Source organism: Paraburkholderia sp. RL17-368-BIF-A, assembly GCF_046054045.1.
Lineage (GTDB): Bacteria > Pseudomonadota > Gammaproteobacteria > Burkholderiales > Burkholderiaceae > Paraburkholderia > Paraburkholderia graminis.
This window is the reverse complement of sequence record NZ_JARESN010000022.1, coordinates 63576-79997: the sequence shown is the minus strand read 5'-3', so window position 1 is coordinate 79997 and position 16422 is coordinate 63576. Positions and strand designations below refer to the sequence as shown.

At 64.8% G+C, this 16422-nt stretch carries 9 protein-coding genes; 8 read left to right on the top strand and 1 reads right to left on the bottom strand.

The window, feature by feature from the left end; all coding sequences use genetic code 11:
- The first annotated feature begins 22 nt into the window (after positions 1-22).
- The 3 genes from P0D87_RS27990 to P0D87_RS27980 all read left to right on the top strand — a co-directional run bounded on the left by P0D87_RS27990 (position 23) and on the right by P0D87_RS27980 (position 2679).
- Positions 23-874, top strand: a complete 852-nt coding sequence (locus P0D87_RS27990) for a LysR family transcriptional regulator (protein WP_053859679.1) — start codon at positions 23-25, stop codon at positions 872-874.
- A 669-nt stretch (positions 875-1543) separates the two neighbouring features.
- On the top strand, positions 1544-1981 hold the full coding sequence (locus P0D87_RS27985; RefSeq protein WP_053859681.1) for an MbcA/ParS/Xre antitoxin family protein: 438 nt from the start codon (positions 1544-1546) through the stop codon (positions 1979-1981).
- Positions 1978-2679, top strand: a complete 702-nt coding sequence (locus P0D87_RS27980; RefSeq protein WP_053859682.1) for an RES family NAD+ phosphorylase — start codon at positions 1978-1980, stop codon at positions 2677-2679. The genes P0D87_RS27985 and P0D87_RS27980 overlap by 4 nt, the downstream gene beginning before the upstream one ends.
- Before the next feature lie 21 nt (positions 2680-2700).
- On the opposite strand, the gene P0D87_RS27975 is transcribed toward P0D87_RS27980, so the two are convergent.
- Positions 2701-3438 (bottom strand): metallophosphoesterase, encoded by a 738-nt coding sequence (locus P0D87_RS27975; RefSeq protein WP_006047624.1) that lies wholly within the window; start codon positions 3436-3438, stop codon positions 2701-2703.
- Positions 3439-3807: 369 nt separating this feature from the next.
- Here P0D87_RS27975 and P0D87_RS27970 point away from each other — a divergent pair, with 369 nt between their 5' ends.
- The 5 genes from P0D87_RS27970 to glgX all read left to right on the top strand — a co-directional run bounded on the left by P0D87_RS27970 (position 3808) and on the right by glgX (position 16395).
- Positions 3808-4470, top strand: coding sequence for a DUF1345 domain-containing protein (locus P0D87_RS27970; RefSeq protein ID WP_006047623.1), 663 nt, complete (start codon positions 3808-3810; stop codon positions 4468-4470).
- 441 nt (positions 4471-4911) lie between these two features.
- Complete coding sequence (locus tag P0D87_RS27965; protein ID WP_082367126.1) at positions 4912-8376, top strand: maltotransferase domain-containing protein; 3465 nt, start codon at positions 4912-4914, stop codon at positions 8374-8376.
- Positions 8373-11834: a maltose alpha-D-glucosyltransferase gene (gene treS, locus P0D87_RS27960; protein WP_006047621.1), complete on the top strand. Its 3462-nt coding sequence runs from the start codon at positions 8373-8375 to the stop codon at positions 11832-11834. The genes P0D87_RS27965 and treS overlap by 4 nt, the downstream gene beginning before the upstream one ends.
- Positions 11827-14037, top strand: coding sequence for a 1,4-alpha-glucan branching protein GlgB (gene glgB, locus P0D87_RS27955; RefSeq protein ID WP_053859683.1), 2211 nt, complete (start codon positions 11827-11829; stop codon positions 14035-14037). Before treS ends, glgB begins: the two co-directional genes overlap by 8 nt.
- A 150-nt stretch (positions 14038-14187) precedes the next feature.
- Positions 14188-16395 carry a glycogen debranching protein GlgX gene (gene glgX, locus P0D87_RS27950; RefSeq protein WP_006047618.1) on the top strand — a complete coding sequence of 736 codons (2208 nt, stop codon included), beginning with the start codon at positions 14188-14190 and terminating at the stop codon, positions 16393-16395.
- Positions 16396-16422: the final 27 nt, after the last annotated feature.

The window sequence follows — 16422 nt, the reverse complement described above, 5'->3', positions numbered from 1 at the left end:
ATTTCATCTATGTTGGATTGAAATGAAGGTCCTCGATCTGGACGCCGTTCGCGCGTTCGTGCTCGTCGCCGACCTGTGCAGTTTCACGCGCGCCGCCGACGCGCTCGGCACCACGCAATCCGCCGTCAGCCTCAAGCTGAAGCGGCTGGAAGCGCATCTGGGCAAGCAGTTGCTGGAGCGCACGCCGCGCGTCGTACGGCTTTCCGTCGACGGCAAGGCGTTTCTCGGCGCCGCGCGCGAACTGCTGGGCGCGCATGAGCGGGCGCTGGGGTCGCTGTCGGTGGAGCGTCGGCGGCTGGCGCTCGGGTTGAGCGAACACGTCGCGGGGCCCGATCTGCCGCAATTGCTCGCGCGGCTGAACGCACACGATCCGGCGCTGGTGGTGGAACTGCACCTCGGCACGTCCGCCGCGCTGCTGGCCCAGTTCGACGAGCGCCGGCTGGACGCGGTCATCGTCCGTTATGGCGCCGACGAGCCGCCGCGCGACGACGCACAGGTGCTGTTCAGCGAACCGGTCTGCTGGCTCGCGACGCCGGCATGGCTGCCGCGCGTCGGCGAGCCGTTGCCGCTGGCGCTGTTGAGCGCGCCGTGCAATGTGCGCGACGTGGCGCTGCGGACGCTGACGGAGGCGTCGGTGGCATGGCAGGAGGTGTTTGTCGGCGGTGGCGTCGCGGCTGTCGGCGCGGCCGTTGCAGCCGGGCTCGCGGTGTCGCCGCTGGCGAGAAGAGTTGCGCCGCGCGGTTTAGTCGATGTCGGTACGCGGCTCGGCTTGCCGTCGTTGCCGGAATCGCGCGTGACGCTGCACTCGCGCGTGAAGGACGCGCGTTTGAGGGAAACGCTGCGGCTGGTGACGAGCGGGCTGGCGGGCGGTTGAGCGCGCGCCGGCTCGGCCGTTCAGTGCAAGATCGGCGGAAGGGAGCCGCTGCGGGCTGTCGCAGGATTGGCGACTGCGTCTAACTGATCGGCGGAAGTGTTAGCGGCGAGCGCCGGCGTCTTGTGGTCCGCTGGCGCCGGGCGGGCAGCCGCGCCTTTCGCTGTGCCGGCAACCTTCACTACACCGCCATGCGCGCTCTGACCTTGCGCGATGTTTGCGTGAATGGCCTTCGCGTGAACGGACTTCGTCTGAACGACTTGGGCCGGGCGTTTGGCGGCATCCGCGACGCCCGCGCTCTTCGGCTTTGCCCTGCCGCTCGCGAGGCCGGAAGCTTTATTAGCGCCCGCGCTTGCCACATGCTTTACGTCTGTCTTCGACTTAGCGGCCCCCGCAGACGCCACATGCTTCGCAGCACTCTTCGCCCGCCCCTTCGCCGCCCCATGCTTCCCGTGCGCCGCGGCCTCAGGCGGATTCCACACTTCGGTATAACCGCTCGCCATTGCCGCGCCGGACGCGCACCACACCGCAACCGCCGTTGCTACTGCACGAAACCTCATCTCCTGAACTCCTGAATTCTTTGCTTTACGACGAGCCGGGATTATATTCCCTTGCAAAAATCCCGAAATGGACTAGCATAGGAAATAAGTACATATAAGGACTTACCCGCTCATGGCACATGCCGCCCGCGCCGCCCAAGCTGAAGCGCCGATTCGTCGGCCGCTTTCGGAACCCTCGTTTGCAGAAATGTCCGCAGCGGGATTGCGCGCGTTCTTCAACATCGCACGAGACTGGGATCTGAGCGCGGACGAGCAGATCGTGCTGCTCGGCTCGCCGGGCCGCTCGACTTTCTTCAAATGGAAGCAGGCGCCCGAAACGGCGCGGCTAGGCCGCGACACGCTGGAACGTCTGTCGCTGCTGCTAGGCATCTACAAGGCGCTGCAAATTCTCTTGCCGCAACCCAGCGCCGCGGACAACTGGGTCAAGCGTCCCAACAGCGCGCCGCCGTTCGGCGGCCGCCGCGCGCTGGATCGCATGCTGGCCGGCAACATTAGCGACCTCGTCGCCGTGCGCCAGTATCTCGACGCAATGCGAGGCGGCTGGGCGTGACACAACCGCATTGGCAGGACCGCTGGCGCAGCGCGCCACTGGATTGGTCGCCCGCGTATCGCGTGATTCCCACGCGCTTTCCGGCCGTCAATCTGTTCGACCGGGTTGCATCGGCGGAAGATTTCGACGCGCTCTACGCGCTCGAAGCCATGACCAACGACCGCCTGCGCACCGAAATCGGCGAACTCGATCTCGTGCCGCACGAAGAACGCCGCTTCGGGCCGGGTTATGGACCGATCATGGCCGCGCTCACGCATCTCAATCCGCTCGGCAGCCGTTTTTCCGACGGCACGTACGGCGTGTTCTATTGCGCCCGCTCGCGCGCGACCGCCATCGCCGAAACGCGTTATCACACGGGAAAATTCCTGGAAGCCACCGCCGAGCCGCCCATGCGCCAGCAGATGCGTCTCTATACCGTGGCGGCGCAAGGCGAAGTGGTCGATCTGCGCGGCGATCCGAAGCTGGACCTCGCGGTGCTGTCGCCGGACGACTATCTCGCCGGCCAGTCGCTCGGACGTGCGGTGCGCGAAGCGGGAGCGCCGGGCATCGCGTATCCGTCGGTGCGCGACCCCGAAGGCGAATGCCTCGCCGCGTTCAGAACGACGCTGCTGCGCGATTGCCATCACGCGGCGTACCTGGAATACAACTGGAACGGCAGCAGCGTGGATATGGTGTTCGAACTCAGCCAGGTCGGCTGACACGCGTCGAGCAACGCGCGATCAGGGCAGCGCCAACGCCGCCGCGCCTTCCGCGCGCGCTTCTTCGACGGAAATGGACCAGCGCCGCAGCGCCCTCGGCTCGACCAAAGTCAGCCTGCCGCCAGGCCCAAACGCGCCGGTATCGACGAACACCTGCGAGCCGATCTGCTTGATGTCGCGCATCGGCGTATGGCCGCAGTAAGTGAGCGACAAACCGCGTTGCCGTTGCGGATCGCCGTTGCCCATCGCGAGTTCGCGTCCCCACAGCATTTGCTGGCGCGTGTCGGAAGAGAAATTGCCGGCGTCGAGTTCGGCGTCGGTGCCGAAAAATTCGGCGTGCAGAACATTGAAGCGCTCCGGCCCGCTGCCCACCACGCGCGCGAGCGGCAGCGTGCGCAGCCGCTCCGCGTAGCGGCGCAAACTTTCGTCGGGCAGGTTGGCGGCCCATGCGCCGCCTATGCCGTACCACCACTGACGCCGCAAGCGGCCATCGGCGACGGCGCACAGCGCGTCTTCGTGATTGCCGAGCACGGCGAAGAACCACGGCTTGTCGAGCAGCGCGAGCGCCTGCTCCGAATGCTCGCCGCGATCCACGAGATCGCCGACTGAAAAGAGCCGGTCGCACGCCGGGTCGAACGAAACCAGGCGCAGCAGATAGCGCAATGCATCGACACAACCGTGCAAGTCGCCGACGACGAAGTCGCGGCCGCTCCGGTTGGCCGGGTGGTGCTGAACAGAGATGTCGAGTACGGAAGCCATAAGCCCATGATAATGCGCAATGTCCGACGCGTATGCGCGCTGCCTCTCGTAGCGCGGCAATCGAAAGCGCAAAGTTGACACAAAATCACGCGAAAACGACAGGTTCCGGGCAGATTTTGCCGGAAAATGGCCGACTTGAAGGCGCGTCCTTGCTGGCTTCGCAAACTGCCAACTGGCTATGCGCATTGGCCGATAAACGCCGATTCGACGCCCATGCGCGGCTAAAGTTGCGGGAAGCGCCACGCGTAGGCTCGGCCTGCAATGCGCTTTCGATTGAAAGCGGCCCGCAAGGCCGTTACGGAACACTACGGGCGCATCAACAGACCCCGCGCCACTTCAGCGCCACTTCAGCGCCTCGCTCGCCATTCCATGTTCACAAAATATTATCCGCAAACACTTCGCAACCGCCCACGCATGCTGATCGCCCTCGCGTTCGGCGTCGCGGCTGCCGTGCTGATCCCCGCGCACATACGCCCGATGGCGCGCGTCCTCGTCGGCTGGGACATTACCGTGTGGAGTTACCTCGTGCTGATCTGGGCGCACATGGTCCGCGCCGACGAAGGCAACGTGCGCGATTCCGCGCGCCGCGACGATGAGAACGCAGGCGTCGTGCTGTTCGTGATCTGCGCCGCCACCGTCGCCAGCATTGCCGCGATCGTGCTCGAGCTTGCGTCGGCGAAAGGCACGGCGGGCGCGTCGACGGTATGGCACTACACGCTGACCGGACTCACGATGATCGGCGCGTGGTTCATGATTCCCACCATCTTCACGCTGCACTATGCGCGGCTCTATTACGACACCGACGTGCCCGAGACGCCGCTCCTGTTTCCCGACCGCTCGCTCACGCCCGACTATTGGGACTTCCTGTACTTCTCGTTCACGATCGCGGTCGCTTCGCAGACGTCGGACGTGGTGCTGCGCTCACGCACCATTCGCCGCGCGGCGCTCGCGCAATCCATCCTGTCGTTCTATTTCAACGTTGCCGTGCTCGGCTTGTGCGTGAACATCGCAGCGGGCTTGCTCGGCTCGTGACCTGCTCCGCTGGGCGCGCGCATCGCCGCCCGGCAACCTCTCCTTTTCCGCTCCGCTGAATTCCGCGCAGACGAGTCCCGTGTAAAACGCGGACGATTGCAGCGCCTTTTACACGCGCCCGCCCTCTGCGGCAGCGTCGGGCCGCAAGCCCCGGAGCAAGCGTCCCCATAAGGGCACCCGCACCCCTTCATCGCGCGCCGGCCGAGTTCACTGGCACAGGCCTTGCTGACTTCCGCAGACGTTCTGGCCGGCTCGCGTCGCGACGCCTGGCGGCGAGGCACCCGTAACTGGCCAGCGGCGTGACGATCTTTGCACTACATTGACCAAGTACGCGCCGACAGTTCACGAATCGCGCGGCCGCCGGCTCTGGAAGCCCAATGAGCGCTGTGATCGCATGCCAACTGCATCCACACCGCAGCAGGACAAATCTGGAAACGACCGATGGAACCTCCAAAAGGGTACGCGCCGCGGATCTATTTTTTTCATTCACTTCTTGTTGGGCCGCTTGACGCGTGGCCGGCGCAGTTCGCCCACGCGGCCGCGCTCGGCTTCGATCATGCGCTGGTCGGCAGTCTGTTCGAGCCGGGCCGGGCGAGTCATGGCCAGGTGGTCGGCAATCATGCGCGCCTGCATCCGGTGTTCGAAGCCGGGCAGTCCGCCACGGACGCTATCCGCACGCTCGCGGACGCCGCGCACCAGCATGGCCTGACATTGCTGGTGGATCTCGTGATCGATCGCGTGGCCGCTGATGGCGCGCTTTACGCCGAGCATCACGACTGGTTCCATCCACTCGAGACCGAAGAGGCGCGCCTCGATCCGCGCCACGTGCATCGCGAGGACAACGTCGCGTACGCCAACTTCGGCGATGCCGGCACGCGCGCCGCGCTCGTCTCATGGTGGACGCAGCAGTTGCTCGCGCTCGCCGATGCGGGTATCGGCGGCTTTCGCTTCGACTCGCCGCATCGCGTTCCCGCCGACGTGTGGCGGCAGTTGCGCGATGCCGTGCGCGCCGCGCATCCCGACGTGCGCTTTCTCGCCGCGACGCCCGGCCTCTCCCGCAGCGACCTTCCCGCGCTCGAAGGCGCCGGCTTCGACAGTGTGTTCTCGTCGCTGCGCTGGTGGGACTATCGCGAGAGCTGGATGGCCGACGAATACGCGGCGCTCGCGCGCATCGGCGGACCCATTGCTTTTCCGGAAGCGCCTTACGGTACGAGGCTCGCCGCCGAGCTGAGCGATCCGCACGATTCGGGCATCGTCGAACGGGCTTATCGGCGCGCGCTTTTCACGTCCGCGTCAATCGGCGCTGGCTGGATGATGCCGATGGGTTTCGAATACGGCGTAAGCGAACCGATGTCGCAAACGCGCGGCGACGCGTCGCAATTCGCGCTCGCTTGCCAGTCGAAACGATTCGACCTCTCGCAACAGATCTCGCGCGCGAACGAACTCGCACGCACGGCCGGCGCGCTGCACGCGAACGGCGAGTTGCGTCCGTTGAGCGGACCGGGCGCGCCCGCCGCCGTGCTGCTGCGCGCGGATCGACCCGACGTGCGCGATGCCGGGGAAGCGGTCCTGATCGCGATCAATCCCGAACTCGGCGCGCCGGTTCGTGTCGACCCGGCGCGCTTTCTCGCCGGCGTGCCCGGCAATTTCACGCGCTTCATTCCGCTCGATGCGCCGGGCCACGCGTCGCCCACGACATTGACGCCGTTCACGCTGGCGCCCGGCGCGGTGCGGCTCTTTCAGGCCGTGACGGAAAAACCGATCTGTCTCGCGCCGCCCATCGACAAGGCGAACAGCAAGCGCAGCGGCCGCAAGACCGTGCTCGAAGCACTCAACGCGCCGCGCGTGGCGATCGAAAGCGTGATGCCTTCCGTCGACAACGGCCGCTTTCCCGCGAAGCGCAGCGTCGGCGAGCGTGCCGAGATCAGCGCCGCGATTTTCGCCGAAGGCCACGACAAGATTGCCGCCGCGGTGCTGTGGCGCGCCGCCGACGAAAACACATGGCACGAAGTGCTGATGACTCCCGCGCAACCCGCGGGCCTCGACATCTGGAAGGCGCGCATTCCACTCGAACGCATGGGCCGTCATGAATTCACGGTGATTGCGTGGCGCGACGACTTCGCTTCGCTCGTCGAACATGTCGAGAAGAAATTGAAGGCGGGGCAAACGGTCGAAACCGAACTCGACGAAGCCGCGCATCTGTTCGCGCTCGTGCTCGCCGAAGTGGAAACGGCCGAAGGCGCGGACAGGCAACCGCTCGAACACATCGTCAAGGACTTCACGAAGGCCGACGACGAGACGAAGCTCAAGCTGCTGCTCGATCCGGCCACCGCGAAGGCGATGACCGCCGCGCGGCATCGCCCGTTCCTGAGCCGCGATCCGGTGACCTACAAGATCGACGCCGAACGCACGGCCGCGCGCTTTGCAAGCTGGTACGAGATCTTCCCTCGTTCGATGAGCGACGACGAAGCGCGCCACGGCACCTTCTCCGATGTCACCAAGAAGCTGCCGCGCATTCGCGACATGGGCTTTGACGTTTTGTACTTTCCGCCGATTCATCCAATCGGCGTGACCAATCGCAAGGGCCGCAACAACACGCTGAACGCGCAGCCGGGCGACGTGGGCAGTCCGTATGCAATCGGCGCCGCGGAAGGCGGCCATACCGCCGTGCATCCGCAGCTCGGCACGCTCGACGACTTCAAGGCGATGCTCGCGGCCGCGCACGCGCACGGACTCGAAATCGCGCTGGATTTCGCGATTCAGTGCTCGCCGGATCATCCGTGGCTGAAGGAGCATCCGACATGGTTCGCGTGGCGTCCCGACGGCACGCTGCGTTACGCGGAAAATCCGCCGAAGAAGTATCAGGACATCGTCAATCCCGACTTCTATGCACACGACGCTAAGCCCGACTTGTGGCTCGCATTGCGCGACGTGATCCTGTTCTGGATCGAAGCGGGCGTGCATATTTTCCGCGTGGACAATCCGCACACGAAGCCGTTGCCGTTCTGGGAGTGGATGATCAACGACGTGCGTTCGCGCTATCCCGACACGATCTTCCTCGCCGAAGCATTCACACGGCCGCGCATGATGAACCGGCTCGGCAAGATCGGCTTCTCGCAGTCGTACACGTACTTCACGTGGCGCGAGTCGAAGCGCGATTTCATCGAGTATCTGACGGAGCTCACGCAAACCGGCGCGCGCGATTTCTATCGGCCGAACTTCTTTGTGAATACGCCGGACATCAACCCGCGTCATCTGCAATCGCAGGGACGCACCGGCTTTCTGATTCGCGCGGCGCTCGCGTCGACGCTCGCCGGATTGTGGGGCGTGTATAGCGGCTTCGAACTATGCGAGGCCGCGGCGTTGCCGAACAGCGAGGAATACCTCGACTCCGAGAAGTACCAGTTGCGCGCGTGGGACTGGAACCGGCCCGGCAACATCATGGCCGAGATCACTACACTGAACCGCATTCGCCGCGCCAATCCCGCGCTGCAAACGCATCTCGGTCTCACGTTCCTGCCCGCGCACAACGACAACATTCTGTTCTTCGAAAAGGCGACCGAAGCGCGCGATAACGTGATCCTGGTCGCGATCAATCTCGATCCGTTCAACGAACAGGGCGCGGACATCGAGCTGTCGTGGGAGACCTTCCAGAAATGGAATCTGCATGACCACGGCCCGCTTGAAGTGACCGACCAGATGACGGGTGCCCGTTTCGAATGGCATGGCCGCTGGCAGCATGTGCGGCTCGGCACGGGTCAGCCTTTTTCGATCTGGCGCATCGCGCCGCTCGGCGGCCTGCCCGCCGAACGTCCCGATGAAGCCGACAGCGATTCGAGCAGTGCCCCGCCTGGCGCCTTTCACGCAGACGCCGGCAACCCTACCCCGACGGAAGGTGCGATATGAAGCGTGACGATCCCTCTCAGGCCGCGTCGCAAGCCCATGCGAGCACGGCGACCGCCAGCGCAACCAACGCGCGCACGCGTCGCCGCGGCAAGCCGGCAGCGCTCAGCGACGATCCGCTCTGGTACAAGGACGCGATCATTTATCAGGTGCACATCAAGTCGTTCTTCGATGCGAATAACGACGGCGTCGGCGATTTTCCCGGCCTGATCGCGAAGCTCGACTACATCGCCGAACTCGGTGTGAATGCGATCTGGCTGCTGCCGTTCTATCCGTCGCCGCGCCGCGACGACGGCTACGACATCGCCGATTACCGCAACGTGCATCCGGACTACGGCCAGCTCTCCGACGTCAAGCGCTTCATTCAGGAAGCGCACGCGCGCGGCATCCGCGTGATTACCGAACTGGTAATTAACCACACGTCGGACCAGCACCCGTGGTTTCAGCGCGCGCGCCGCGCGAAGCCAGGCTCGAATCATCGCAACTTCTATGTGTGGTCCGATACCGATCAGAAGTATCAGGAAACGCGCATTATCTTTATCGACTCCGAGCCTTCGAACTGGACACACGATCCGGTCGCGGGCGCGTACTACTGGCATCGCTTTTACTCGCATCAGCCCGATCTGAACTTCGACAATCCCGCGGTGCTGCGCGAGGTGTTGCAGATCATGCGCTTCTGGCTCGATATGGGCATCGACGGGCTGCGTCTGGACGCGGTGCCGTATCTCGTCGAACGCGAAGGCACGAACAACGAGAACCTGCCCGAAACGCACGAAGTGCTGAAGAAGATTCGCGCGACCATCGACGCCGAGTATCCGAACCGCATGCTGCTTGCCGAAGCCAACCAGTGGCCGGAAGACGTGAAGGAATATTTCGGCGACGAAGACGAATGCCACATGGCCTTCCACTTCCCGCTGATGCCGCGCATCTACATGTCGATTGCGAGCGAGGACCGCTTTCCGATCACCGACATCATGCGGCAAACGCCGGACCTCGCGCCGTCGAATCAATGGGCGATTTTCCTGCGCAATCACGACGAGCTCACGCTCGAAATGGTCACGGATTCCGAGCGCGACTACTTGTGGAACACCTACGCAAGCGATCGCCGCGCGCGCCTGAATCTCGGCATTCGCCGCCGTCTCGCGCCGCTGATGGAGCGCGACCGCCGCCGCATCGAGCTGATCAATTCGCTGCTGCTGTCGATGCCCGGCACGCCCGTGATCTATTACGGCGACGAGCTCGGCATGGGCGACAACATTCACCTCGGCGATCGCGACGGCGTGCGCACGCCGATGCAATGGTCGTCGGATCGCAACGGCGGTTTCTCGCGCGCCGATCCCGAGCAACTCGTGCTGCCGCCGGTGATGGGCTCGCTCTACGGCTTTGACGCGGTGAACGTCGAAGCGCAAAGCCGCGATCCGCATTCGCTGCTCAACTGGACGCGGCGCATGCTCGCCACGCGTCGCGCGAAACAAACGTTCGGGCGCGGCACGATCCGTTTCCTGAAGCCGGAGAACCGCAAGATTCTCGCGTATCTGCGCGAATTGCCCGGCGAGCCGCCGATTCTTTGCGTCGCGAATTTGTCGCGTGCGCCGCAAGCGGTGGAACTCGATCTGTCGGAATTCAACGGCGCGGTGCCGATTGAAATGACCGCCGATTCCGTGTTCCCCGCGATCGGTCAATTGACTTATCTGCTGACCTTCCCGCCGTATGGCTTCCTGTGGTTCCTGCTGTGTGAAGGCGGTCAGCGTCCGACGTGGGCGCAGGCGCATCCCGAGCCATTGCCGGAATTCGTGACCATCGTGATCCGCGAAGGCCAGGCCGGCCCGACGCCTGAAAACGTGCGGCTGCTCGAATCGGAAGTGCTGCCTTCGTGGTTGAGCCGGCGCCGCTGGTTTGCATCGAAGGATCAAAAGATGCATGCGGTGCGGCTCGCCGCGTTGACCACGATCCCGAACGGCGGCTTCGCGTTCACCGAAATCGAAGCGGACGTCGGCAAGCACACGGAACGCTACGTGGTGCCGATCGCGATCACGTGGGGCGGCGAGACGACGACACCGCTCTTTCTCCAGCTTGCGTTGGCGCGCGTACGGCGCGGCCGCAACGTCGGGCATCTCACCGACGCGTTCGCGCTGCCGATCTTCGCGCACGGCGTGCTGCGCAAATTGCGCGAACGCGCGGTCGTGCCGACCGTGCAAAAGAGCGAAATCAGGTTCATTCCAACCGACCGTTTCGCGGAACTCGACAATCTCGGCGAACGCCCCGAAATCCGCTGGCTGGCTGCCGAGCAAAGCAACAGCTCGCTGATCATTGCCGATGCCGCGGTGCTCAAGCTCGTGCGGCGTCTCGTGAGCGGCATTCATCCGGAAGCGGAAATCAGCCGCTATCTGACGCAACTCGGCTATGCGAACACGGCGCCGCTCTTTGGCGAAGTGGTGCGCGTCGACCCCGAGGGCGTGCCGCATACGCTCGCGATCGTGCAAGGCTTCGTCGACAACCAGGGCGATGCGTGGAACTGGTCGCTCGATTATCTGCGCCGCTCCGTCGACGAACTCGCGATCACGATCGATACGGAAGCGTCGTCTGCGCCCGATCGCGGCAACGAGGCGATTCTGCTCGAAGGCTACGCGGCGTTGGCCGGCATCATCGGCAGACGGCTTGGCGAGTTGCACGTCGCGCTCGCTTCGCCGACCGACGACCCCGCGTTCGCCCCCGAACCGACGAGCGCCGAGCAGGTCAAGGCGTGGGTCGACGGCACGCAGTCGATGCTCGCGAGCGCGCTCGATCTGCTCGCGCCGCGCATCGACCAGTTGCTCGATGCGGACACGAAGGCGCTCGCGCAAAGTCTGATCGACCGGCGCGCGGCGCTCGTCGAAGCTGTCGACAAGCTCATCGCGCCGGACACGCAGGCGCTGCGCATTCGCATTCACGGCGACTTCCATCTGGGCCAGGTGCTGGTCGCGCAGGGCGACGCGTATCTGATCGACTTCGAAGGCGAGCCCGCGCGTTCGCTCGAAGAGCGTCGGCAGAAGTCGAGCCCGCTGCGCGATGTGGCCGGCCTGATGCGTTCGCTGTCGTATGCGAGCGCCGCGGCGCAGTCCACGACGGAAGCCGCGCCGCAACAGACCGCGGACCGCAAGCGCGCGCTGTTCGACCGTTTCCGCGCGGAAGCCACCAACGTCTTCCTGAAGGAATACCGCGCGGCCACCGCCGAAGCGCCGACGCCGCTCGTCGCGCCCGAGGCGGAGCAGGCGCTCCTCGATCTGTTCCTGATCGAGAAGGCCGCGTATGAAATCCGCTACGAAGCGGCCAACCGTCCGACGTGGCTCAGCTTGCCGGTGCGAGGCCTTGCGGCGCTCGCCAGCCGGCTGCTCGGCGACACCGGCGCGCCGCACGATTCCTCAACCCAGGCGCCAGACGCCGCCACACCGCCTCATCCGGCCGAGGGCGATCATGAGTGAACACGATCCGGCCGCAGGCCTCCAGCCGCTCGACATCGACGCGCTCGTCGAGGCGCGCCATCCCGATCCTTTCTCGCAGCTCGGGCCGCATCACACCGACAGCGGTCCCGTGGTGCGCGCGCTGTTGCCGAATGCCTCGCACGTCAGCGTGATTTCGCGCGCCGACGGCGCGCTGCTCGGCGAGCTTCAGCAGTTGCGTCCGGGCTTATTCGCGGGCCGCGTGAGTTCGGCGGCGCCGTATCGCTTGCGCATCGACTGGCATGGCGTCGTGCAGGAAATCGAGGATACCTACTCGTACGGCCCAGTTCTCGGCGATGAACCGCTCGGCCGTCTCGCGGGCGGCGATCCGTATGCGGTGCTCGAATGCCTCGGCTCGCGTCCGATGGAAATCGACGGCGTGCCCGGCGTGCGCTTCGCCGTGTGGGCGCCGAATGCGCGGCGCGTCTCCGTGGTCGGCGACTTCAATGCGTGGGACGGCCGTCGTCATCCGATGCGTCTGCGTCATCAGGCCGGCGTGTGGGAACTGTTCGTGCCGCGCGTCGGGCCGGGCACGCGCTACAAATACGAGTTGCTCTCGCGCGATGGTCATCCGCTGCCGTTGAAGGCCGACCCTTGCGCGATGCAAAGCGAGAAGCCGCCAGGCACGGCGTCGGTGGTCGCGCATGTCGACGAGATCGAGCAGTTTCCGTGGACCGATCACGAGTGGATTCAGTCGCGCGGCGCGAAGCAGACGCCGCGTTCGCCGATCTCGATCTACGAGGTGCATGCGGAGTCGTGGCTGCGCGTCGCCGAAGAAGGTCAGCGCGGTCTCAATTGGGAAGAGCTCGCCGAGCGCCTGATTCCGTATGTGAAGACGATGGGCTTCACGCACGTCGAATTTCTGCCGGTCGCGGAGCATCCGTTCGGCGGATCGTGGGGCTATCAGCCGCTCGGGCAGTTCGCGCCGTCCGCGCGCTTCGGCAAGCCGGAGCAGTTCGCCGCGTTCGTCAACAAGGCACACGAAGCCGGGCTCGGCGTGATTCTCGACTGGGTGCCCGCGCACTTTCCAAACGACGCGCACGGTCTGATCGAGTTCGACGGCACGCCGCTTTACGAGCATGCCGATCCGCGCGAAGGCTACCACCAGGACTGGAACACGATGATCTACAACCTCGGCCGCAACGAGGTGAGCGCGTTCCTCGTCGCCTCCGGTCTCGCGTGGCTGAAGCGCTATCACGTCGACGGCCTGCGCGTGGATGCGGTCGCGTCGATGCTGTACCGCGATTACTCGCGCGCCGCCGGCGAGTGGGTGCCGAACATCTATGGCGGACGCGAGAATCTCGAGTCGATCGCGTTCCTCAAGCGTTTGAATCATGAAGTCGGTTATGTGCCGGGCGTGCCTGGCGCGATCACCATCGCCGAGGAATCGACGGCATGGCCGGGCGTGACGGCGCGCGTCGAAGACGGCGGCCTCGGCTTCCATTTCAAGTGGAACATGGGCTGGATGCACGACACGCTGCACTACATGCACGAAGATCCGGTGTATCGCCAATACCATCACCACAACATGACGTTCGGCATGGTGTACGCGTATTCGGAGCGCTTCGTGCTGCCGCTTTCTCACGACGAAGTAGTGCACGGCAAAGGCTCGCTGCTCGGCAAGATGCCAGGCGATACATGGCAGAAGTTCGCCAATCTGCGCGCGTATTTCGGCTTCATGTGGACGCATCCGGGCAAGAAGCTGCTGTTCATGGGCGGCGAATTCGGTCAGATCGCCGAGTTCAATCACGACGCGTCGCCGCACTGGCATCTGCTCGACGACGCGCATCATCACGGCGTGCAATTGCTGGTGCGCGACCTGAATCGCCTGTATCACGACGAGCCGGCGCTGCATCTGCTCGACAGCGAGCCAGGCGGCTTTGGGTGGCTGATCGGCGACGACAGCGCCAACAGCGTGTTCGCGTATCGACGCACCGACGGCGCGGGCCGCGAGCTCGTCGTGGCCTGCAACATGACGCCGGTGCCGCGCGTCGGCTATCGCATCGGCCTGCCGCGCGAAGGGCGCTGGTCGGAAGTGTTGAACACGGATGCGGGCGTGTACGGCGGCTCGAACATGGGCAACGGCGGCGTGATTCACACCGAGGCGATCTCGAGCCACGGCTGGCCGCATTCGGCTTCACTGACCTTGCCGCCGCTGGCGACGATCGTGCTGCGCGCCGATTGAGCGGCACTGACCGCGGAATCCGGCAGCGCCGCCCGATTCCGCCCGAGTCCGCAGAAGGCGAGCGCGCGGCCTGTGCGATGACAGGCCGCGCGCTCGTCGCATGAAGCACCGCGCTCGCGCTCCATCGAATCAGAACAAGGAAGGGGAACCATGTCGCATGCAATGCCCGACCGGCTTCTGCCCGGCTCGCCGTATCCGCTCGGCGCGAGTTGGGACGGTCTAGGTGTCAACTTCGCGGTGTTCTCGGCGAACGCGCAGAAAATCGAACTGTGTCTGTTCGATCCCACCGGCCGCAAGGAAATCCGACGCTACCCGATGCCCGAATGCACCGATGAGGTCTGGCACGGCTATCTGCCGAACGCGCATCCCGGCACCGCTTACGGCTTTCGCGCGCATGGGCCGTATCAGCCTCAGCACGGGCATCGCTTCAATCCGCACAAGCTGCTGCTCGATCCGTACGCGCGCAAACTGGTCGGGCAATTCCGCTGGTCGGACGCGCTGTTCGGCTATCGCGTGCATTCGAATCGCGCGGATCTTTCCATCGACCGGCGCGATTCCGCGCCTGCCATGCCGAAATGCGTGGTGATCGACGAAGCGTTCGACTGGTCGCACGACAAGCGCCCGAATGTGCCTTGGGGCGAAACTGTGATCTATGAAACGCATGTGCGCGGCGCGTCGATGCTGCGCGCCGATCTGCGTCAGCATGAGCGCGGCACGTTTGCCGCGCTGTCGTCGCCGGAATTTATCGAGCATCTGCTGAAGCTCGGCGTGACTGCCGTCGAGCTGCTGCCCGTTCATGCGTTTCTGAACGACCGCTTTCTCGTCGAGCGCGGCCTGCGCAATTACTGGGGCTACAACACGGCGGCGTTTTTTGCGCCCGAGCCGTCGTATCTGAGCACGCACCGGCTGGACGAAATGCGCATTGCCGTGCGCCAGTTGCACGCGGCCGGCATCGAAGTGTTTCTCGACGTGGTCTACAACCACACGTGCGAAGGCAACGAAATGGGCCCGACCGTTTCGTGGCGCGGTCTCGATAACGCGAGCTACTACCGCCTGATTCCCGGCGACGAGCGGCATCACATCAACGACACGGGCTGCGGCAACACGGTCAATCTGCTGCATCCGCGCGTGTTGCAGATGGTGATGGATTCGCTGCGTTACTGGTCGACCGCGTTCAACATCGACGGCTTCCGTTTCGATCTCGGCGTGACGCTCGGGCGCGAGCCGCATGGTTTCGATCCAGGCTCCGGTTTCTTCGACGCGTTGCGCCAGGACCCGGTCCTCTCGCAACGCAAGCTGATTTCCGAACCGTGGGACATCGGTCCGGGCGGTTATCAGCTCGGCAACCATCCACCGGGTTTCGGCGAATGGAACGACCGTTTCCGCGACACCGTGCGCCGCTTCTGGCGCGGCGACGCGGGCCTGCGCCAGGACCTGGCCGCGCGCCTGACGGGTTCCGCCGATCTCTTCAACCGCCGCTTTCGCAAGCCGTGGGCGTCGATCAATTTCGTCGCGTCGCATGATGGTTTTACGCTCGCCGACATGACCGCGTACGAGGACAAGCACAACGAGGCGAATCGCGAAGACAACCGCGACGGCCATAACGAAAACTGCAGCAGCAACTGGGGCGTCGAAGGACCCACCGACGACCCCGCGATTCTCGAGACACGCAAACGCGTGGCGCGCTCGATGATGGCGACGCTGTTCGTCGCGCTCGGCACGCCGATGATGCTTGCCGGCGACGAATCGTTGCGTACGCAGAACGGCAACAACAATGCGTACTGCCAGGATAACGAAATATCGTGGATCGACTGGGAACGCGCCGATTCGCCGGACGGACGCCAGATGACCGATTTCGTCGCGCGCGTGGTGGCGCTGCGCAAGCAGCATCCGCTGTTGCGCGAAACGCGTTTTCTGTTCGGCGACCGCGAAGTGCTGCCGGGTCTTTTCGACATCGGCTGGTTCGACGAAAACGGCGAGCCGCTGACGATCGAAGCATGGGAAGACCCGGAAGGCCGCGCGTTCACCTTGCGGCGCGCGGGCCCAGGTCTGAACGGCGAAACCGAAGTATTGTTGATGATGCTCAACGCGAGCGCGGAAACTCTGCGTTTTACACCGCCTCCGCCGCACCTGGAATGGCACGTGCTGTTAGACACTGCGGATACGCAAGGCGCCCCGCACCGGCTCGCCGCAATGGATCTGGAAGTGGCCGCTCGCGGGCTCGTGATACTCGCCGCGCACCCGGTCGGCGAAGCCGACTGGCAAGCGGGCTGGAAAGCCGGCGCGCAGCACGGGCAGCGGCTATTGACGGCGTTGCCGCCGCGTCCGGGCGAGCATCCGTTTGCGAACGATGCGTGAGCAATCCGACAGCAAAACCGAATGGTG